Source organism: Deinococcus sp. (assembly GCF_018260555.1).
GTDB lineage: Bacteria > Deinococcota > Deinococci > Deinococcales > Deinococcaceae > Deinococcus.
Genome location: NZ_JAGLBB010000005.1, coordinates 1 through 17587, shown reverse-complemented (window position 1 = coordinate 17587; position 17587 = coordinate 1). Strand labels below are relative to the sequence as shown.

The window sequence follows — 17587 nt, the reverse complement described above, 5'->3', positions numbered from 1 at the left end:
TTCGGCGGCCTCCTGGGGGCGGTCAGTCGGCAGCGGTCGCGGTGGCTGGCACTGGCTGGGCCATGTCGCGCAGGCCCTGCCAGTCCTGCAGCTCGGCGTCGCTCATGTCGTCGATTTCCTGCTGGAGCACGTTCAGGCCGTCCGCTGCGGTATCGGCGGTGGGGTCGATGCCGAGGTCTTCAAGCAGGCTGCTGATCTGCTGACCGTCCAGTCGCGCCACGAGGTCTTTCGCGTCCTGGCGGTACTTGCGGGCCTGGGCGGTGTCGGCCACCTCGGGGAAGCGGGCCAGGGGCGGCACGTACCCGCGCTCGGCCAGGGCGTCGGCGTGCTGGAGGATCGCGGCGCGGATCTCCGTGTTGGTGGTCAGGGTGCTGATGTGGCCGTTCTTCACGCCGTGCCCCTCGGCAATCCCGGCGTCCTCGGCCAGTTCGATCAGCCGGTCACGCGGGTACGCCTTCAGGTGAGCGTCCGTGAGCTTCATCTGGACGGTGGCACCCGTGTCGGCCGCGAGGCGCGTGACGAATGCGTAGGGCGCGTGCATGGGGTTGAATTCACTCCAGCCGCCCACGGCCTGCGCGATCAGGACGCTCTGCACGTCCAGCAGGTCTTCCAGGCTCAGGGTCATGAGCAGATCCAGGTACGGCAGGACGTCCGCGCCTTCTGGGTTGTAGCCCTTGAATTCGTGCGTGATAGGCCGCTTGGGCAGGTGGTGGCCGTTCACGCCGAGCTGCCCGCCGACCTTCGCGTCGATCTCTTTCAGGCGGGCGAGGCCGGTGGGGATCGGGGTGGGCATTGAGTACTCGAGGCTGGCGCGCAGGCTGACAGGCGTGGCCTGGAGGAGGCTGAGGATGGTCAGCGCCACGGTGCGCTTGTGGTCCCCGACCAGCGCGGCGCGCAGGGCCGTCGCGCGGGCCTGATGGGCGTCCACCCAGCCGCTCTTGCGGATGGCCCCGCCTTCGCTGCCAGTCGCCTCACTGGCGGTCTTGGCGCGATCGGCGGCCTGTTCCTTCGCGCGGGCGCTCTTGATGTCGGCTTCCCGGGCGCAGCGTTCCTGCTTCACCTCGCCGGTCTGGGTACTGACCATGATCACGGTGCCCTTGATGTTGTCGGGCGCGCCATAGGCGGTGTAGGCGTCGTGGGGGAGATGCAGGTACTGCTTGGCCAGCTTCACCACGTCCACGAAGTGCTGCTCTTTCTTCTTGCTGAGGGTCTTCCGGCGCTCCTCGACCCACGCGAGCTGGAGCGCGAGCGCCGCCTGCGGATCTGCGAAGCGGGCGGGCTGGTCCCCGAACAGGTCCTCGATGATCTCCAGTCCGCTGGTGGCCACGTCGAACTTGGCGCGCTCGACGAGGAACGTGCAGCTGGCGATCATGTCGCGCAGGCGCTGGGCGCTGTCGCCACGTTTCGCGGCCGTGATCACATGCTCGCGCAGCGGCCCGCTGGTCTGGGCGATCACCTGCGCCTGGGAGATCACGATCTTGCCGTCCGCCAGAAGGGTGCGGGCGTCCTCGCCCAGGCCCTCGGCCAGCACGAGGCGCTTCTCGACGGTGCGGGCGCTGCACTTGAACCGCAGAGCGATGTCCTCGACGCTCGCGCCCAGCCGGATCATTTCCACGAAGGCGTCGGCCTCCTCCAACGGCTCCACATCGGCGCGCTCGCTGTTCTCCGCGACGGCCAGCATGAGCGCGTCGAGGTCGGTCATGTCCTGCACGCGGACCGGCACGAGGTACCCGTCAGGCAGGCGTCCGGTGTCGTGCAGGAGCGTCAGGGCGCGCAGGCGTCGGCCACCGGCGATGACCTCCACGGTGTCCGCGCCGGGCATGATGCGCCCGACCAGGTTCTGCATGAGGCCTTTCGCGGCGATGCTGTTCGCCAGGGAGTCCAGGGCCTCCTGCGGGAACTTCTTGCGGGGGTTGAGCGGGCTGGCCACCAGCGCCGTGACGGGCAGCCAGTTGAGCTGGTCGGTGTTGAGGATCGGGCCGGGCGCGGGGGCCGGCTCAGCCATAGCGGCTTCCAGCTGCGCCTCGCTCACGGGGAAGGGGAGATCCGCGTCGCTGCTGGCGCTGATCTCCTGCGCGGCGGCGGGTGCGACTTTCGCTTTCTTGCCGCCCTTGGGCTGGGCGTTCATCTTCTCGCGGGTTTCCTTGACCATCTGCTGGAAGGCGGTGTGGCCGGGCTGGTCGGTGTTCTTGCTGGTGGCTTTCTTCACGGGCATGACGGCCTCCTCGGCGGGCTTGCGGACGTAGACGGTGGCGGTCTGGACGCCGGTACCGGACTCGACGAACGCGCGCTCGTCGTTCAGTCCGTACTCGCCGTGCTGCTCGACGAACTCGCGGAACGCGGCGGCGCGGCGGTCCTGGCGGAACGTGAAGCCGGATGGGGCGATGGCGACGAGCGTGCCGCCGGGCGCGAGGCAGTGGGTCCAGGCGTGCTCGATGTGGGCGATGTATGCCTGGGCGTCGTCCTCGCTGCGGAACGGGGGGTTCATGACGATGGCCGGGTACGGCTCGCTCGGCGTAAAGGTCAGGAAGTCCTGCGCGACCACGCGGTAGCCGGCGGCCTGCAGGTGGGCGCGGCGTGTGTCGTCGAGTTCGATCACGTCCACGTGCGCGCCGTACTCGCGCAGCACGTCGGCCAGCGCGCCAGTGCCGGCGCTGGGCTCCAGGACCCGCACGCCGTCCAGTTCCACGACGGCGTTCACGACCTGCCGGGCGAGTTCCTCGGGTGTCGCGAAGTACGCCAGGGGGTTCTTCTTGGGCAGTGCCTCGCCGTCCAGCACGCGGGCCAGTACATCCCGTGCGTTCGTCTGGAACAGGTGCGCCCCGGCCTTGCGGTTCCACTTGCCGCCCAGCGTCTCGATGGCCTTGGCGGTCGCCTGATAGACCTTGCGGTCCAGCTGCCCGGCCAGGGTGAGGGTCAGGCCGTCCTCGCTGATCGTCGCGGCGCGCAGCGCGGCCTGCACGTCGGGGGAGAGGCGGCTCACTTGTCCACCCCGCCTTGCGGGCGGTTCAGCCCGAAGACGCGCCGCTCGATGTCGGCCAGCAGGACCTCGTGCGTGTCCAGTTCGCGCAGCAGCGCGGGGTCGGTGATGCTGGCCTTCAGCGCGGCGTACAGGTCGGCGTTCTCGACGCGCTCGGTGGGGTCGTTGTTGGGGTTCAGGGCGTAGTGCAGGGCGAGCTCGGCGGCATCACGCAGGGCCTCCTGGCAGCAGTCGCTGGGCTTGCGGCGGAACTCCTGGGGGCCGTCCCGGCCGGGCAGGGTCAGGTACACGATGCCGGGCGCATCGCAGTGCGGGCAGCTCACCGTCGGGGTGGAGCGTTGCGCGGCGGCGCGGGCAGCCTGCTGCCGGGCGATGCTGGCCTGCAGGGCGCGGGCGGCGTTCGGGTGGGCGCTGATCAGCCGGGCGAGGCTCAGGACTTCCGGGGTGACCTCGGCGGCGGTGACCGGGTCGGTCACATCCTGGGCGGGCGTGGCGTCGTGGTGGGTCATCGGGTTCCTTTCAGGCGGGCGCGCACGAGGTCGCCCACGTTCGTCGTGGTGGGGGCGGGACTGGCGGCGCGGTGGATGGTGAGCGCGGCGCGGTCGAGGGCTTCGATCAGCGCGCCCCGGTAGGCGCGGCCGCCGCGTTCGGCGCGGAGCGTGCCGTGCAGCTCGCGGATCTGGTCGGCGGGGATGGCCGTCCAGTGCGACCGCAGGGGCGTCTCGGCGATCAGCGTGCTGGCGTCCATGGGGGCGAGCGCGGCGACCAGGGCGGCGAGCGCCGCGCCCGGCGCGCCCGGAACCTGTTCAGTGCCCGTGGCGGTGGTCTGTCCGGCGTTCGCAGTGGCCTGAGTGATCCCGTGACCGGTCGTGGCGTTCGCCGCCCGCGCCCCGCCAGGGGTGCCGGTGCGATCAGCACCGGAGGGCTGGTCCTGGTCGTTCAGGTGACCGTCGCTGACCGCCGCCGCCGGGGCCGTCCGTAGGTCAAGGCCCTCCGCTGCTGTTTGTCTTTCAGTGTCTTTCCTGTTTGTAAGCTGTCTTTGGGCACCTGTTTTTTCCCGGCTGGGCGCAGGAAAAACAGGGGTCAAAGGTCCACTAGGTTGACCATCTGAGTCAACTAGGTTGACCGTTTGGGTCAAGTACGTTGACTCACTCGGTCTACTACGTTGACTTTCGCCGTCCCCGGTCGGTCTACTACGTTGACCTTTGCTGGCCTCGTTGGGTCTACTAGGTTGACCATCCGGGGCGATCAACTTGGGTCTACTAGGTTGACCTTTCGCGCCCGCCGCCGCCGCGCCGTCCTGGGAGATGGACAGGCCGTAGTAGACCTCCTTGCCCTGCTTGAGAAACACAAGGGTGCCGCGCGTCTTCCCGGCGTTCACGCCGTTCATGACGCCCTGCTTCGACAGGCCGGTGTCAAACATCAGCATGTCCAGCGTCAGGTGCGCGAGCTGGCCACCTGCGTTCCACCCGAAGGTGGCGCGGACGATGGCGAGCGTGACGCGTAACTCGGCTTCTTTCATGTCCGCCTGGAGGGCGAACAGCTCGTTGGGTGTCTGCGTGTAGCTCGGTGCACTGAAGCTCATGCGGCGGCCTTTCTCGTGCGGGCCGCGCGGGCCGACTTCTGACGGGTCTTCGGCCTGGGCGTGGCGTGCTCTGGCAGGGCGCGGGTCAGGTGCCGCCAGCGGCAGGCCAGCAGCACGTACGGCACGACGTACGGCACGACGTACGGCACGGTGCGGCGCACGTAGGCGCTGCGGACCTCGTCCCGGAGTTCGTCGAGCGTGGAGCCCCGCAGGGTGGCGCGGCGCATGTCGATGCTCACGGACCGCCGGAACCACGGACTCCAGCAGGCGGACCAGAAGGTGATGCAGGTCAGCAGTCCGGTCAGGCGGGCCCGCTCGGCCTGTTCAGCCGGGGTTTCCGGACCGGACGGCCGCGCCGCCTTCCTGGAAGCCTGCTGACGGGGTGGCGGCGGCGCGGCGGGGGTCTGAACCTCTGGCGCGGCCCACAGGGGTTCCTGGGCCGCGTGGACGACCGCAGCGGCCTGCTCAGTGGGCTGCTCACCGGCCGGGCCGCGTTCCAGGAACTGCGCGAAGCGGGCGGGGGAGACCTTCTCGCCGTTGTAGGTCAGGCGCTCGGTCTTGGCTCGGCCCGCTTGTGTCCGCTGCCAGGTGGCGCCGCAGCGGCCGCAGGTGCTGGCGTGACCACCGTCCACCGGAGCGGTCATGCTCCAGTCGTGCGTGCAGGCCTGCCCGGTGAAGCCTTCCGTGATCAGGAAGGCGTCCTGACTCTCCCGGCACTGCCAGGAGCGGAACGTCGGGGTGATCATCCCGGCGGCCGCGCCGACCACCTCGCACTCCCGCGCGCTGGGCAGCCGGTCCGCCGTGCGCCACACGATCAGCATGCGGCGCTCGCCCTTCACGGCCGCCTTGACGTGCAGGCCGCCGGGCAGCTTGCGGTGCACGCCCGCCGAGGCGTCCGCGCTCGTGGTGAACATCTCATCGAGGAGGGGACGCAGGGTGTCAGTCGGCCGCATTCATCGCCCCCAGCAGTGGCGCGAGGTCCACGTCGTTCAGCCGCGCGAACGGGCCGTGCAGCGCCGTGGCGGCGGCGTTGTACGCCAGGGCGGCCAGCAGGACGTGCGGGAACGTCCCCAGGTAGATCTGCCGGCGGCCCTGGTGAATCACGGCCCGGAAGCCAGTTCCGAACGCGCTGACGCCCTTGAAGCCCGTCTTGTTGTTGCGGTGCGCGCGGCGGTTGCGGTTGTTCTCCTCGACCGTGCAGGGCCGCAGGTTCACGCGGCGGTTGTCGAGCGGGTCGCCGCTGATGTGATCCCGGTACCCGCTGCCGTCTGGGGCGCGCAGCAGCTGGTGCAGGTTCACGGTGCGGCCCTTCGTGCCGCGCAGGTACGCCCGCGGGTACCCGCGCCGGCTCAGGTGCCAGCGGTACGTGGACAGCAGCGGCAGGTCCGCGTCATCGACCAGGGCGACGCGACCCTGCCCGAGCTTCCCGACGAGGGCGATCTGGCCCATCACGCCACCTGTCCCGGCGTGTCGCCCTGCGGTCGGTTGCGCGCCGCGAGTTTCAGCGCGTGGATCTCACCGATGCGGATCTGCTCGAAGCTGGTGATCTCACGGCCCAGCACTTCGCCCACCCAGGCTTTGACTTCGGCGTCCCGCAGGCCGGGCAGCAGCGGCCCGAGCTGGCGGTGCAGGTTCGCGGCGCCCTGGCGGGTCAGGGTGGTGTCCTGCGCTGGGGCCGCCGCTTCCGGTTGCTCCAGGCACTTCAGCGCGGCTTTCAGGTGCCGCCACACCTCGCGCTGCACGTCGAGATCCTCAGGGAGTTCTTGGCGCAACTGATTCATGACCTGGACGAGGTACGCGCCGCCGGGCGTGCGTTCCTGCTCCGGACGTGCCCAGTCCGGCAGTTCCGGGGTGCTGACGGGCTGGCGTTTCGCGTCGTCCCAGTCCGCCCAGAAGCGTGGCAGGTCGTACAGGTACCGCCCGATCCCGAAGTGAACCCCGCAGCGCTTCAGGGCGTCACTCGCAGCGGCTTTCAGGGTGCCCAGGTCGCCCTCGGGGGCCTCACCGATGTCCTCGCGGGTGACGCCCAGGACGGTCAGGGCACCCTTGACGGTGGGCTGGCGGGTGCCGGGGATAACCTCGACGCTGAAGGTCCAGCCGTCCGGGCAGATGGCGTCCAGGCGGTCCTGCACGGCCCGCGCGTCAATGTAGGCCAGCAGCAGGGCGCGGCTGCGGTCCTTGGTCAGGGCGGCGGGCTTCCAGCTGACCATGTGCGCGGGGAACGGGGCTTGCAGGCGCTTCTGCATGTCGCTGAGGTTCATGGGCGCTCCCGGTGAGAGAGGGCGGCGCAGGTGGCGAACAACCCGACGAAGGCGATCAGGAACAGCAGCACGCACAGCAACCGCAGCGCGCCCGGCATGTCCGGCCCGAAATCGGGGGCCAGGACCAGCAGCAGGCCGTACGCGCTGACGGTCAGGAGCAGCAGGGCGAGGAAGCGTTTCATGCGGCCACCTCGCGCGTGCGGTCGATGAAGGCGGCGGCCAGCAGCGTGATGGTGATAACGGTCAGGGCGAAGATCAGCACGGTAGGAACCTCCTTTAGCGGCGCGAGTCGCAGGACTCGCAGAACACGGACCCGTCGGGTCGCAGGGCCTCGCCGCACTGACACAGGCGGGGGTGCGGCGTCCCGCACTCGGGGCAGCGCAGGGCGTCCGCCGCGTGCGGCGCGTGGCAGCCGGGGTTCAGGCACCACACGCTCGGGCGGTACCCGCTGCCGACCGTCACGCCCTGCGCGGCCAGTTCATCGGTCAGCACTGCGATCTGTTCGAGGTTGGCGCGGTCGTGGCGGTTCATCCGAACACCGCCAACAGCAGGCCCGGCAGGGCCAGCAGGACCAGCACGACTGGTACGGTGTGGCTGCGGCACAGGAACTCGGTCGCCGCCTTGTGGAACACGTCCTGAATGTCGTCGGGAAGGCGGCGCATTACGCGGCCACCGCCGTCTTCAGCGCGGCCTTGCGGCCGATGCGGAGTTGCCGGGCATGGTCGTTCTCGCCCCACCAGAGGGTGTTTCCCCACGGCCAGCTGTGCGGCATGTTGATCGGCGCGAGCCACAGATGAACGCCGTACGTGTCCTGCAGGCGCGTGAGTTCGGTCGTGAGGGCGCCGGGTTCGTCCCGGATGACGGTCTCGCGCAGGACGGTGACGCGCCCGCTGGGGAGGGTGGTGAGCCAGCCGGGCGTGAACTTGACGCGCAGCCAGCCGTCCGGGGTGGTGCGTTCGTACCACGCGCGGTGCCGGAACAGGCGGCGCTTGCCGAGAGGGCTGGTGAGGGGCAGGTCCTGCGCCTGGGGGGTGAAGGCGTCTACCGTGGTGGACAGCGTGACCTTCAGTGGGGGGGTGGTCAGGGGGGTGGGGGGTGTCGTACGATTCATGTGTCTCCTGACCCCTCCGTGAGCTGCTGTAACAGCCTTGACCGGAGGGGTTTGGTGTTTCAGCCCGCGCGGCGGCGGGTCTGCTGCACGCCCTGCTGGGCGGTGTCAGTGGGGATGGTGGCGGCGACCTGGTGCAACTCGGCCTGCTGTGCGCGTGCCAGTTCTGAATTCACGATGCTGCGGATGGTGACCGTTACGTTTTGTGGGCGCTTCTCGCTGTTACCGAGGCGTGAGATCGTGAGTGTCATAGCAGCGCCGCCTGTTGGAACTCGGCGGCCTCGCTGCTGGTGAGTGGGCGATCCGCGTGGCCAGCGAGCTCGCGCTCGATCAGCTGCTCCAGTTCGGCCACGGTGAGCTGGACGAGCATGGGAGAGGGCAGAGAGGGGTTCACATCACACCTTGTTCGTGATCTATTCCCAACTCGCGACAAATGGAAATACGCGTGCTATCGCGGGTTACACGCCGCTCATTAAGAAAGTCGAGAACAGTGCGCGGCTTCATCCCCAAACGTTTGGCTAGCTTTCGTGCGGAAATGCCCCGCTGCTCAATAGCAGCGCGCGCGGCTGCCGCAGTGGGATCGGAGGCGTGCGTGTCGGGCATGGGAACAGAATACGACTAGGCCCATTTGGTGTCAATACTAACTTGGTAATGGTCCCATGTTGGTTCCCATTTCGGCCCAATCTGGAACCATTTAGGTACAGTCGCCGTATGCGGCGGTATGACTGGAATGGGAATCGAACCTTCACGGCAGGTCTGGTTCATGCCACCTGCTAAGGCCCCTGAATCTGATCCACGCGCCCAGGTTCACGGCACGTTGATCAAAGAGCGCCGGCTTGATCTGGGGCTGAACCGCCCAGCTTTCGTCGCCCAGATGCAAAAGTATGGTCAAGAGATCACTCCCGACTATCTGAATAAACTCGAACGTGGATCGGCGCCTCTTTCCCGTGCCTCCCTGGAAGTGAGAGAAGCCCTCCGCGCCGTCCTCGGCTACAACCCGGAGCGGTGGCAGGAACTGACTGGGCTTTACAGCCCTTCGGCAGTACCCGTCGTCTCTCACGACCCAGCCGAACAAGGGTTGCAAACGGCGCCTGGCGCCCCACCAATCGCGCCTGTCGTAGCGTTCCGCGACACCCCTGTCATCATCCCCAAAGAGTTGCAGCAGGTGATCGACGAACACGGCGACCGCTACCCGGAACTCCGCGACCCGATCGTTCAGAAAATCATTGCTGCGCCCCGTAACTTCGGCGGCCCAGACAACGGCCCGCAAACAGTCGAGGACTGGTACGAGTACTTCCTCCTGACCCGGCGGTACCTGCGCTGATGACGTACGACACGACCTATCTCGTATCCGACTACATCCGTTACGTCCGCGCCCTCCTCGACTACGCAGGCCACGAACAGCACGCCCTGAAGCTCGCCAGAGTCCTGGAAATGCGCGTCCGCATGGGCCTGCTCAACCGCACCTACCCGGAAGCCGCTGGCGGAGCCCGCATCGTCGTCCAGCCCTGGTACTACGGCAACAGCGACGTCCTCAGGCACGAAATGGCGCACGTCATGCTCTGGTGGAGTGGCCTGGAAGCTGAGATCGTCGCGGAATTCGGGGACGAGGTCGGCTGGAACGTCATCGAGAACCTCTGCAACCATGCCATTCCTTTCCTTCGCATCCCGCAGCCCCTCGTGGACCACGTCACAGCCCGGCACGGAGTGACCGCGCGGGCCGTCAGGGAACTACAGAAACTCAGCGGCACACCGCCTGACATGGCGATGTGCCGCTTGATCTACGACGACCCACAGGCAGCCCGGGCCGCCTTCATCATGAACGGCCACTTCATCCAGCATGTCGCGCAGTGCAACTGGGGCCTGCCCTTCGGCTGGCTTGACCGAGTTCCTGAACCTGCCCGCATGTTCCCCAAGGAAGCCAACGTCTCATTCCATACACTGCCCAGTCGGCACCAGCTGATCGGCGTGTGCTGGGGATAACCCGGAGCGACATGACATCCCTTATGCCCAGCAACCTTCGAGCCGTCGGCGGCATCCGGGTCAGCACCGTCGCCCAGGCTGACCGCTACGGCCCCGAACGACAACGAAACGACATCATGCGCGAAGCTACGCGCGCAGGCCTCAACATCACCAGCTGGATCGAAGAAGCCGTCAGCGGCGCAGACGACGAACGCGGCCTCGAAAACCAGTACTACCAACTCGCCCGGCAGCACCCAGGCCTGCACGTCGTCTGGAGTCACCCCAACCGAGTCGGCCGCCACGTCGAAGTCACCGTCGGCATCGCCCGCCGCCTCCACCGCCTCGGCGCCACCGTCCACATCGCCGGCGTCGGCAACCTCCGCGACCGCCGCAACTGGAAAGAATTCCTCCGTGACGCCGTGGACGCCGAGAACGACTACACCACCATCATCTACAACCTCAGCAACGGCAAGTTCGCCAAGGCCCAGCAGAACCAGTGGCCCGAGGGACGCCAGCCCTGGGGCTACCAGCTGCTGCGCGACGACCGAGGCCGCAGCACCACGCTCCAACCCCACCCCGAACACGCCCCCATCTACCAGCAGATGGTCGACATGTGCCTGAACGGCCACGGCACCGAGGCAATCGCAGCCGAACTCAACCGCCAGGAGATAACCCCGCCCCGCAGCGGCAGCACCAGGCGCGAGCCCGGCTGGAACGGCGTCCACATCCGCCGCATCCTGCGCAACGACCGATACCTCGGCCGCATCGAGTACGCCGGACCGGACGGCACCACCACCACCCTCACGTACCCAGCGCTCATCACGGCTGGCCAGTGGGCCGACGTGCAGGCCGCCATCGACTCCAGGCGCAAACGCGGCCGCGCCCGCAGCCCTTACCCCGCGCTTCTGGGCGGCCACCTCGAATGCAGCGCCTGCGGCAGCAGCCTCACCCTGCACGTCAGCCGCGACCGCGCAGGCAAACCCCGCTGGGCCGTGTACGTCTGCCGGCACCACCAGATGCGCAGCATCCGCGCCGCCCGCGGCCAACCCCTGTGCCCCAACACCCGCAGCCACCGGCAACCCGAACTCGACGCCATCGGCTGGCAGACCGCCGTGCAAATCCTCACCAGCCCCGAGACGCTCGCCGCAGCCCTGGCCAGCGACCCCGAGATGCCCATGCCCGACCACCACGCCCGCATCCAGCAGATCGAAGCGGAAATGGCGGACGTGCTCGACATGGCCGTCCGGTTCGGCCTGCCCGAAGCGGCGGCCCTGCGACGCCTCGAACCACTCAAAGCCGAACGGGAACGCCTCATGCAGGACGTGCCGCCCAAGCAGCCGCCGCTGGGCACCGACGCGAACGCCATGGCCGCAGCGTTCAGCCGGCACCTGGAGGCCTACACCACCCTGGAAACGAGAAAGGCCGCGCTGCAGCGGTGGGGAATCCGCTTCATCGTCGGCCAGGACGGCATTGACGGGGTGCAGGTGACGGTGGCCAGGGCGGAGTGAACGACGCCCGGGCGGCTACCACCTGCTAGACGTTCATCGTCAGGAACGTCTGAAGGGCAATGCTGGAAAGTTCCGTCACATTCACCGGCCGAGCGTACCATCCGCGTGCGGACCGCCTACCCTCCCGGACGCGGGTTCAGGGAGTGGGCGGCGTGGCCTGGGGCGCGGGCCGCACGTCGATCTCGATGGTTCCGGCCGCTTCGGCCGTCTTCTCGCCCTGCGGCGTGCGGGCGCTGACGCCCACGGTGTAGGTGTTCACGGGCGCGCCGGGGTCCGCCGACACGGTCAGGCGGAAGGGCTGCCCCGCGCGCACCCGGTCCGGCGTGACGGTCGCGTGGATGCCCGGCGCGCTGCCCTGCGCCAGCACCGTGAACACGCCTGGGTGCGTCTGCGGGGTGTACCCGCCCACCCGCGCCGTGAGTTCCTGTGACGTGCCGGCCACCAGTGACACCCGGCTGACACTGCCGCCCGCCTGCCCGGCGCTGTCCAGGCGCGACACGACCACGTACCCGCCGGCGCAGCCCGTGCGGCGCAGCCCGCCGATATCCTGCGCGCCCACGTACAGCGCCGGCAGCAGCGAGGCCAGCACCAGCCCCAGCCCGAGCGCCGCGCGGCGCGGACGGCGCCAGTTCGCGGCCGTGAACGCCAGCCCGCCCGGCCCCAGCAGCAGCGGCACGAGCAGTGCCACGACGGTCCGGCCCTCGCAGGGACCGCCCAGCAGCGCGCTCCCCACGCCCCGCACCATGAACGTCAGCGCCACTCCCAGCCCCCAGCCCAGCAGGAACGCCGGAACGAACGAGTTCAGTCGGAAGGTCGGGAACTCCTGAGGTTCCGGGGTGGGTGGAGCAGGGGGCGCGGGGGTCATACGCGGCAGAGTACCCCCCGCCCACCGGGACGAACCGCCCCCCGGCCTGTCCGGGCGTCCTTAGCCGCCGGCGCTACTGGCAGCGCTACTGGTGGCGTCGGCCTGCGCGTGGCAGGCGGGGCACACGCCCAGGAATTCCAGGCGCACGTCGGTCACCTGGAACCCGGCGGGCAAGGCCGAGGCGGGCAGCGTGGGAATCACGGCGGCGTCCACGTCGAAGATCGCGCCGCAGCCGCGGCACACCGCGTGGTGGTGGGTGTCTCCCTCGTGCTTGTAGTCGTAGCGGGTGGCCTGCCCGGCGCGTTCCAGCGTGACGACCACGCCGTCGCGGACCAGGGCGTCCAGGGTGCGGTACACGGTGCCCAGGCTCACGCTGGGCAGTTGTCCGCGCACCTGCGCGTGAATCCAGGCGGCGTCCGGGTGGGACCGCGCGCCCTGAAGCACCTCGATCACCGCCGCCCGCTGCTTGGTGTGCCGCACCATCGTCATGCGGGCAGTCTAGCAAATGCGTCCTGACCCGCCCATGACGCGTACAAGAAAGCCCGCCGCACCCCCGGTCCGGCCCGGCCAGCCCTGGTTAAGTACACTGCGTTTATCCTGTAGATAAACCGCGCGGAGCGCGGAGCAGAAGAAAGTACGTTGGAGCGGGAATGGAGAGGTTCCGGTGCTTTCCCGGCATGGCGCCATGTGAGCTTCAAGGTACTTGACGAAGCGGGTTCAGTTGCCTTCGTTCAGAAAAACGCGTAGAACACTGAACGAATGTCCGAACGCCTCCTTCCCCTCCTGACCGAACGCGCCCAGACCGGCGACGCGCTCGGTCAGGCCCTTGGCGTGAACCGCGTCACCGTGAACACCCTGGCCCGCCGCCTGATCGACAGCGGCGTTCCCGTGCAGGTCACCCGCGCCGGGTACGCCCTGGCACCCGGCACGCCCGCCCCGCAACTCACCGCGCGCAGCGGCACGCTGGGGCAGGCCATGCGCTACCACGGCACCGTCACCAGCACCCAGGACGCCCTGCGCGCCTGGGCCGACCACCCTGACCATCCCGCTCCGCACGGCGCCGTCATGGTCGCCGAACGCCAGACCGCCGGGCGCGGACGCCGGGGCCGCACCTGGGACACCACCAACGGCACCCTGGTGTTCAGTGTGCTGCTGACCAGCGGCCCGAACGGCGCGCCCCTGACCCTGGCCGACCTGCCCCTGATGCCCCTGGCCGCCGGGGTCGCCCTGCACCGCGCCGCCGGGGTGGGAGGCCTGAAGTGGCCCAACGACCTGCTCGCCCCCGGAGGCCGCAAACTGGCCGGCATCCTGCTCGAAGCCGACCTGCGCGGCGAGGAAGCCCGCCGGGTCGTGATCGGTATCGGCGTGAACGTCACGGCCGCCCCGCAGGACGCCGCGCACCTGAGCGCCCTGCACCCCCCGGGCACCCCGGAACCCACCCGCGCCGCCCTGCTCGGCACCCTGCTGCGCGAACTGGAAGCCGCGCTGGCCGCCACGCCCGACCAGACGCTGGCCGCGTGGCGGGCCGCGAACGTCACGCTGGGCCGCCCGGTACGCATTCAGACGCACGCGGGCCTGCTGGAGGGCACCGCCACCGACCTCGACGCGCAGGGCAGCCTGATCGTCACCACGCCCGCCGGTCCCCGCACCGTCAGCGCCGGGGACGTGCAACTGATCGGCAGCCTCGGCCCGGACGCCAACACGGATGCCAACCCGGACGACCCCCTCCCGTCCCCCGACGCGCCCGAAGGCCGCAGCGGCCCGGCTCCCTGAACGGGGCACCCCCGTCCCGGCCAGACCGCTGACAGTCCGTCCCCCCCCGCCCCCACCTGCAAGGAGAGACCACCATGACCATGACCCACCCCACCCTGGCCCGCGAGCTGGCCCCCACCCCCAGCCTCGTGCGCGACCTGCTGCTCGTCGGCGGCGGCGCGGCCTTCATCGCCCTGCTCGCCCAGGCCCAGGTGCCCCTGCAGCCGGTCCCCATGACCCTTCAGACGCTGGGCGTGCTGCTGGTCGGCGCGGCCCTCGGCTGGAAACGCGCCTTTGCGGCTGTGCTGCTGTACGCCCTGGCCGGCGCGGCCGGGCTGCCCGTGTACGCCGGCGGTGCCAGCGGCTACATGAACACTGCCGGGACCGGCCTGCGCGCCAGCATCGGGTACATCATCAGCTACCCGCTGGCCGCCGCGCTGGTCGGTTTCCTGGTCGAACGCTTCGGCCTGGACCGCCGGTTCCTGGGCACCTGCCTGGCCATGCTGGCCGGCAGCGTCGTCATCTACGCCATCGGCCTGCCCGTCCTGGGCGCCATCACCGGCCTGAAAGGCTCGGCCCTCATGGCCGCCGGCCTGACCCCCTTCATCATCGGCGACACCCTCAAGCTGCTGCTGGCCGCGCTGCTGCTGCCCACCGCCTGGAAGCTCGCCCGCCGCTAAGCTTGACTGCCGCTAAGCTCACCCGCCGCTAAGCTCGACTGCCGCTCAGCTGCTACAGGCAGTGAAAAAGCCCCCCACCTTCACCCGGGTGGGGGGCTCTGACCCTGGGTGTGGGTTGTCGATGTCTCCCACGCGGAAACCCCACCCCTAGGCCTGCGCCCAGTCTGCGCCGCGCCGCACGCACGCGGCATCCGCCGAAAGAGGGACGGCAGAGTAAGCCAGATGGCAGGCGCCCGGCACGAACAGGGGCCATGAAACGGGGGAGAGGCTCACCGGCCCCTCCCCCTCATACGGACTCCGATTGAATGGGCTGCAAAGACCATTCAATCCGAGCGGAGCGAGTAGGAGAAAAGCGGGTTCCGGACGTGGAGTTGGCAACCCGGTGCCCTCCCGGGTTGTCAACGAAACAAACGGAATCCGTATCACCCGTCAACCATCACCCGTCACCTGTCAACCATCAACCTCATTCAGCGATGACAGGGGGCTTGGCGGGCAGTTCCGGGGCATTGCCGGAGCGGATGGCGCTCAGGACGCGCTCGCGGATCTCGTTTTCCAGGTCGGGACGCTCGGCAATGTACGCGATGGCTTTCTCCTTGCCCTGGCCGATGCGTTCATCGCCGTACGAGTAGAAGCTCCCGGCCTTCTTGATGATGTCCATGTCGCTGGCAAGCGTGACGAGGTCACTGAGTTGATCGAAGCCCTTGCCGAACACCAGCGCCAGTTCGACTTCCTTGAAGGGCGCGGCGACCTTGTTCTTCACGGTCTTGACCTTCACGGTGTTCGCCACGGCGTCGTTGCCGACCTTGATGGGCTGCCCGATCTTGCGGACGTCCAGGCGCACGGAGGCGTAGAACTTCAGGGCGCGGCCGCCGGTGGTGGTTTCCGGGTTGCCGTACATCACGCCGATCTTCTCGCGGACCTGGTTGATGAAGATGGCGGCGGTGTTCGTCTTGCTGAGAATCCCGGTCAGTTTCCGCAGCGCCTGACTCATCAACCTCGCCTGCAAGCCCGGGAGGCTGTCGCCCATCTCGCCCTCGATCTCGGCGCGGGGGGTCAGGGCGGCGACCGAGTCCACGACGACGATATCGACGGCGCCGCTGCGGACCAGCAGTTCCATGATTTCCAGCGCCTGCTCACCGTTGTCGGGTTGCGACACGAGCAGTTCGTCGGTGTTCACGCCGAGCGCGCGGGCGTACACGGGGTCCAGGGCGTGTTCGGCGTCGATGAACGCGGCGGTTCCCCCGGCCTTCTGGGCCTGCGCGATGATGCTCAGGGCCAGGGTGGTCTTCCCGCCGGATTCCGGGCCGTAGATCTCGGTCACGCGGCCCTTGGGGATGCCGCCCACGCCGAGCGCCAGGTCAAGGCTCAGGCTGCCGGTGCTGATGGTCTGCACGTCCAGTTTGCTTTCCGCGCCGAGCTTCATGATGCTGCCCTTCCCGAACGCCTTTTCGATCTGGCTCATGGCGGTGTCGATGGCCTTGGCGCGTTCCTTGGCGTCGGTGGGGGCGGCAGTGATTTCTTTTTCCTTGCTCATGGTGTCTCCTTACTGATTGTCCGGGGCGGCCTGTGGGGCCGGGGAGGTCGTGGTGGGCGCGGTACTGGCTCCGGGCGTACTGGCTCCGGGGGTGCTGGGCCCAGTAGGAATGGGCTCAGTGGAAATGGATTGGGTGGTCGGTTCTGTGGGCGGCGCGCGGAAGCGGAAGGTGCTGGCGGTCTCGTAGAGGGGACCGGTCTTGCGCAGAATGCTGCGGTACAGGACCGCGCCCCCCGCCTGCCAGTTCTGCGTGAAGATCAGCGGCGGCACGCGCGGCGCCGGGCCCTTCTTGCGCGCCAGCGTGATGTGGCCCTTGAACGGCTGGTCATCGGTACGCAGGCCCAGTTCATGAATGCCGTCGCGTAGCGCCTGCGCCAGTTCGGGCAGGCCCTCGGCCTCGACCTTCACGAACCACACGCGCGGGCTGCCCTCGTTGGGGTGGTAGCCGGTGCCGCGCAGGTGCACCTGCATGGGCGCGAGGTCCTGCATGAGCTGCACGCCCAGGCGTTTGAGTTCATCCACGCGTTCGTTCGGCACGGCCGGCAGGTACGCCAGCGTGACGTGCATCTGATCGGCGTTCACGTTGCGCCAGTTGCCGCGCAGTTTACGCTGCGCCTCCCGGATCGGCCCGGCGAGATTCGCGGGAACCTTCAGCGCGAAGAACAGCCGCTGCGTCCCCGGAGGCTGGTGCTCGTCGCCCAGCTCGCGGCCAGGAGTGCCGCCCGCTCTGGCCGGTTTCGCGGCCCCCGGCTTCGCGGCGCCCGGTTGTGCAGGGCGGGGGGGCCGCTCACCACCGGGTTTCGCCCCGGCGGGTCTGGCACGCTCCGGCTTCTGGCGGTCCGGCTGGTCACCCCTGGGCGGCTCGCGGTCGGGTTTCGGGCCGCGCGCCTGCCCGGACGGGGCACCCCGGGGGGATGCGGGGCGTGGCCCGGCCGTCGTTGGTGCAGCGCTGCGTGATTCGGTGCTGCCCTGTTCGGTGCTGCCCCGTTCGGTGCTGCGCTGCGCGGTGCTGGGCGCCGCACTGTCCTGCCGCGCTTCGGCCAGAGCGCGTTGGAGGGCGCTGCGGCCGTCCTGCGGGGCAGCGGGTTGGGGTGTGCGGGTGGTCTTCTTGATCTTCATGCGGTCCTTTCTTCGGGCCGCTGCGCGGAATCCGGGGTGCTGGTCTGTGAATCGGTCTGAGAACTGGTCCGTGAGTCGGCCGGAGTGGCGGCTGGAGTGGCGGCGGGGGCGGGCGGGCCAGCCAGGGCGGCGCGCAGCAGGGACAGGGCGCTCACGGCGGCGCGTTCCCGCACCTGCGCGGCGTCGCCGGGCCAGTTGACGTGCAGCGTGCGCTCCAGCGGCGTGCTCCCGGC

Annotated in this window: 22 protein-coding genes and 1 pseudogene; 5 read left to right on the top strand and 18 right to left on the bottom strand. The window is 69.1% G+C overall.

The genetic code is table 11. The annotated features are described in order from the left end of the window. Positions 1–22: 22 nt before the first annotated feature. From QZ271_RS01965 to QZ271_RS01905, 13 genes and pseudogenes are all read right to left on the bottom strand, one after another. Entirely contained in the window at positions 23–2983 is a 2961-nt protein-coding gene (locus tag QZ271_RS01965) for a ParB/RepB/Spo0J family partition protein (protein WP_291428485.1), read from the bottom strand. Further along, positions 2980–3489: a hypothetical protein gene (locus QZ271_RS01960; RefSeq protein ID WP_291428484.1), complete on the bottom strand. Its 510-nt coding sequence runs from the start codon at positions 3487–3489 to the stop codon at positions 2980–2982. The genes QZ271_RS01965 and QZ271_RS01960 overlap by 4 nt, the downstream gene beginning before the upstream one ends. Beyond that, positions 3486–4565, bottom strand: coding sequence for a hypothetical protein (locus tag QZ271_RS01955; protein ID WP_291428482.1), 1080 nt, complete (start codon positions 4563–4565; stop codon positions 3486–3488). Before QZ271_RS01955 ends, QZ271_RS01960 begins: the two co-directional genes overlap by 4 nt. Next, positions 4562–5518, bottom strand: coding sequence for a hypothetical protein (locus tag QZ271_RS01950; RefSeq protein ID WP_291428480.1), 957 nt, complete (start codon positions 5516–5518; stop codon positions 4562–4564). The genes QZ271_RS01955 and QZ271_RS01950 overlap by 4 nt, the downstream gene beginning before the upstream one ends. Further along, on the bottom strand, positions 5505–6014 hold the full coding sequence (locus QZ271_RS01945) for a hypothetical protein (RefSeq protein ID WP_291428478.1): 510 nt from the start codon (positions 6012–6014) through the stop codon (positions 5505–5507). The genes QZ271_RS01950 and QZ271_RS01945 overlap by 14 nt, the downstream gene beginning before the upstream one ends. A gap of 254 nt (positions 6015–6268) precedes the next feature. Next, positions 6269–6826: pseudogene (locus QZ271_RS01940) on the bottom strand (Rad52/Rad22 family DNA repair protein); the annotation flags it as partial. Next, on the bottom strand, positions 6823–7008 hold the full coding sequence (locus QZ271_RS01935) for a hypothetical protein (RefSeq protein ID WP_291428476.1): 186 nt from the start codon (positions 7006–7008) through the stop codon (positions 6823–6825). The gene QZ271_RS01935 and the pseudogene QZ271_RS01940, both read right to left, overlap by 4 nt. 94 nt (positions 7009–7102) lie before the next feature. Beyond that, entirely contained in the window at positions 7103–7357 is a 255-nt protein-coding gene (locus QZ271_RS01930) for a hypothetical protein (RefSeq protein ID WP_291428475.1), read from the bottom strand. Beyond that, positions 7354–7488: a hypothetical protein gene (locus QZ271_RS01925; RefSeq protein ID WP_291428473.1), complete on the bottom strand. Its 135-nt coding sequence runs from the start codon at positions 7486–7488 to the stop codon at positions 7354–7356. The genes QZ271_RS01930 and QZ271_RS01925 overlap by 4 nt, the downstream gene beginning before the upstream one ends. Continuing rightward, entirely contained in the window at positions 7488–7937 is a 450-nt protein-coding gene (locus tag QZ271_RS01920) for a hypothetical protein (RefSeq protein ID WP_291428472.1), read from the bottom strand. The genes QZ271_RS01925 and QZ271_RS01920 overlap by 1 nt, the downstream gene beginning before the upstream one ends. A 59-nt stretch (positions 7938–7996) precedes the next feature. Then, positions 7997–8185 (bottom strand): hypothetical protein, encoded by a 189-nt coding sequence (locus QZ271_RS01915; protein WP_291428470.1) that lies wholly within the window; start codon positions 8183–8185, stop codon positions 7997–7999. Then, positions 8182–8328 (bottom strand): hypothetical protein, encoded by a 147-nt coding sequence (locus QZ271_RS01910; RefSeq protein ID WP_291428468.1) that lies wholly within the window; start codon positions 8326–8328, stop codon positions 8182–8184. Before QZ271_RS01910 ends, QZ271_RS01915 begins: the two co-directional genes overlap by 4 nt. Continuing rightward, positions 8325–8537, bottom strand: a complete 213-nt coding sequence (locus QZ271_RS01905; protein ID WP_291428466.1) for a helix-turn-helix transcriptional regulator — start codon at positions 8535–8537, stop codon at positions 8325–8327. The genes QZ271_RS01910 and QZ271_RS01905 overlap by 4 nt, the downstream gene beginning before the upstream one ends. A 118-nt stretch (positions 8538–8655) precedes the next feature. On the opposite strand from QZ271_RS01905, the gene QZ271_RS01900 reads away from it, so the two are divergent. From QZ271_RS01900 to QZ271_RS01890, 3 genes are read left to right on the top strand one after another with little or no spacing between them, the layout of a single operon-like run. Further along, positions 8656–9258: a hypothetical protein gene (locus tag QZ271_RS01900; RefSeq protein ID WP_291428465.1), complete on the top strand. Its 603-nt coding sequence runs from the start codon at positions 8656–8658 to the stop codon at positions 9256–9258. Continuing rightward, positions 9258–9917, top strand: coding sequence for a hypothetical protein (locus QZ271_RS01895; RefSeq protein ID WP_291428464.1), 660 nt, complete (start codon positions 9258–9260; stop codon positions 9915–9917). Before QZ271_RS01900 ends, QZ271_RS01895 begins: the two co-directional genes overlap by 1 nt. Before the next feature lie 11 nt (positions 9918–9928). Beyond that, entirely contained in the window at positions 9929–11404 is a 1476-nt protein-coding gene (locus tag QZ271_RS01890; protein ID WP_291428463.1) for a recombinase family protein, read from the top strand. Positions 11405–11540: 136 nt separating this feature from the next. Here QZ271_RS01890 and QZ271_RS01885 read toward each other — a convergent pair whose 3' ends face one another. Continuing rightward, on the bottom strand, positions 11541–12269 hold the full coding sequence (locus tag QZ271_RS01885) for a hypothetical protein (RefSeq protein ID WP_291428461.1): 729 nt from the start codon (positions 12267–12269) through the stop codon (positions 11541–11543). 60 nt (positions 12270–12329) lie between these two features. Beyond that, positions 12330–12758 carry a Fur family transcriptional regulator gene (locus QZ271_RS01880; RefSeq protein WP_291428458.1) on the bottom strand — a complete coding sequence of 143 codons (429 nt, stop codon included), beginning with the start codon at positions 12756–12758 and terminating at the stop codon, positions 12330–12332. 270 nt (positions 12759–13028) lie between these two features. Here QZ271_RS01880 and QZ271_RS01875 point away from each other — a divergent pair, with 270 nt between their 5' ends. Both QZ271_RS01875 and QZ271_RS01870 read left to right on the top strand, forming a co-directional pair. Next, the gene (locus QZ271_RS01875; protein ID WP_291428457.1) at positions 13029–14042 is read left to right on the top strand and encodes a biotin--[acetyl-CoA-carboxylase] ligase; all 1014 of its coding nucleotides are present in this window, start codon (positions 13029–13031) and stop codon (positions 14040–14042) included. 74 nt (positions 14043–14116) lie between these two features. Continuing rightward, a complete protein-coding gene (locus tag QZ271_RS01870; protein WP_291428456.1) occupies positions 14117–14701 on the top strand; it encodes a biotin transporter BioY in 585 nt (194 codons plus the stop codon). Positions 14702–15164: 463 nt separating this feature from the next. On the opposite strand, the gene recA is transcribed toward QZ271_RS01870, so the two are convergent. The 3 genes from recA to QZ271_RS01855 form a co-directional block, all read right to left on the bottom strand. After that, positions 15165–16235: a recombinase RecA gene (gene recA, locus QZ271_RS01865; protein ID WP_291428454.1), complete on the bottom strand. Its 1071-nt coding sequence runs from the start codon at positions 16233–16235 to the stop codon at positions 15165–15167. A gap of 9 nt (positions 16236–16244) precedes the next feature. Then, positions 16245–17354: an RNA 2',3'-cyclic phosphodiesterase gene (thpR, locus tag QZ271_RS14490; protein ID WP_367114288.1), complete on the bottom strand. Its 1110-nt coding sequence runs from the start codon at positions 17352–17354 to the stop codon at positions 16245–16247. Beyond that, the coding region (locus QZ271_RS01855) for a hypothetical protein (RefSeq protein ID WP_291428452.1) at positions 17351–17587 on the bottom strand (237 nt) is incomplete at its 5' end. The genes thpR and QZ271_RS01855, both read right to left, overlap by 4 nt.

Excerpts from the sequence above, each read along its gene's own strand:
- QZ271_RS01960 (WP_291428484.1), bottom strand. The coding sequence starts at position 3,489 with ATGACCCACCACGACGCCACGCCCGCCCAGGATGTGACCGACCCGGTC.
- QZ271_RS01955 (WP_291428482.1), bottom strand. The coding sequence starts at position 4,565 with ATGAGCTTCAGTGCACCGAGCTACACGCAGACACCCAACGAGCTGTTC.
- QZ271_RS01950 (WP_291428480.1), bottom strand. The coding sequence starts at position 5,518 with ATGCGGCCGACTGACACCCTGCGTCCCCTCCTCGATGAGATGTTCACC.
- QZ271_RS01945 (WP_291428478.1), bottom strand. The coding sequence starts at position 6,014 with ATGGGCCAGATCGCCCTCGTCGGGAAGCTCGGGCAGGGTCGCGTCGCC.
- QZ271_RS01935 (WP_291428476.1), bottom strand. The coding sequence starts at position 7,008 with ATGAAACGCTTCCTCGCCCTGCTGCTCCTGACCGTCAGCGCGTACGGC.
- QZ271_RS01930 (WP_291428475.1), bottom strand. The coding sequence starts at position 7,357 with ATGAACCGCCACGACCGCGCCAACCTCGAACAGATCGCAGTGCTGACC.
- QZ271_RS01925 (WP_291428473.1), bottom strand. The coding sequence starts at position 7,488 with ATGCGCCGCCTTCCCGACGACATTCAGGACGTGTTCCACAAGGCGGCG.
- QZ271_RS01920 (WP_291428472.1), bottom strand. The coding sequence starts at position 7,937 with ATGAATCGTACGACACCCCCCACCCCCCTGACCACCCCCCCACTGAAG.
- QZ271_RS01915 (WP_291428470.1), bottom strand. The coding sequence starts at position 8,185 with ATGACACTCACGATCTCACGCCTCGGTAACAGCGAGAAGCGCCCACAA.
- QZ271_RS01905 (WP_291428466.1), bottom strand. The coding sequence starts at position 8,537 with ATGCCCGACACGCACGCCTCCGATCCCACTGCGGCAGCCGCGCGCGCT.
- QZ271_RS01900 (WP_291428465.1), top strand. The coding sequence starts at position 8,656 with ATGACTGGAATGGGAATCGAACCTTCACGGCAGGTCTGGTTCATGCCA.
- QZ271_RS01895 (WP_291428464.1), top strand. The coding sequence starts at position 9,258 with ATGACGTACGACACGACCTATCTCGTATCCGACTACATCCGTTACGTC.
- QZ271_RS01890 (WP_291428463.1), top strand. The coding sequence starts at position 9,929 with ATGACATCCCTTATGCCCAGCAACCTTCGAGCCGTCGGCGGCATCCGG.
- QZ271_RS01885 (WP_291428461.1), bottom strand. The coding sequence starts at position 12,269 with ATGACCCCCGCGCCCCCTGCTCCACCCACCCCGGAACCTCAGGAGTTC.
- QZ271_RS01880 (WP_291428458.1), bottom strand. The coding sequence starts at position 12,758 with ATGACGATGGTGCGGCACACCAAGCAGCGGGCGGCGGTGATCGAGGTG.
- QZ271_RS01875 (WP_291428457.1), top strand. The coding sequence starts at position 13,029 with ATGTCCGAACGCCTCCTTCCCCTCCTGACCGAACGCGCCCAGACCGGC.
- QZ271_RS01870 (WP_291428456.1), top strand. The coding sequence starts at position 14,117 with ATGACCATGACCCACCCCACCCTGGCCCGCGAGCTGGCCCCCACCCCC.
- recA (WP_291428454.1), bottom strand. The coding sequence starts at position 16,235 with ATGAGCAAGGAAAAAGAAATCACTGCCGCCCCCACCGACGCCAAGGAA.
- thpR (WP_367114288.1), bottom strand. The coding sequence starts at position 17,354 with ATGAAGATCAAGAAGACCACCCGCACACCCCAACCCGCTGCCCCGCAG.